Below are 441 nucleotides of genomic sequence, written 5' to 3' on the forward strand. Positions count from 1 at the left end.
GCGATAGACTTTGGAAAAGTGCGACGGCGAGATAAAACCGCAAGCCACCGCAACTTCCACGACTGGCAAGTTGGTGCTCACAAGAAGCAGCTGCGCGCGTTCCAGACGCAGCTCCATGTAGTATCGGTTCGGCGAGCGCCCCAACTCTCTGTCGAAAAGCCTTTCGATCTGCCGGCGCGACATTCCGCTTAACTCGACAAGATCGTCGACCGGCATAGGATCGTCCAAGCTTTCCTCCATCAGGCCAATGACCTTCATCACTGCCTTGTGGTTGAGCTTGACACGAGAATGGAGGGGCAGGCGCTGTCGCTCCCCGGCTGAACGCATTCGGTACGCGATGGCTTTTTCGCAGACGCGGTTGACGACGACTGAGCCATGGTCGCGTTCCACCAAGTTCAGGAACATGTCGAAAGGTGCATCCCCACCCGAACAGGTATGCAG

The 441-nt window shown here is 57.1% G+C and carries 1 protein-coding gene; it reads right to left on the reverse strand.

The features are described from left to right. Positions 1 to 405 (reverse strand): helix-turn-helix domain-containing protein (locus EN738_RS35010; RefSeq protein ID WP_245494861.1); only part of this gene is annotated, 405 nt, incomplete at its 3' end. Positions 406 to 441: the final 36 nt, after the last annotated feature.

This window comes from Mesorhizobium sp. M4B.F.Ca.ET.017.02.2.1 (genome assembly GCF_003998955.1).
Classification (GTDB): Bacteria; Pseudomonadota; Alphaproteobacteria; order Rhizobiales; family Rhizobiaceae; genus Mesorhizobium; species Mesorhizobium abyssinicae.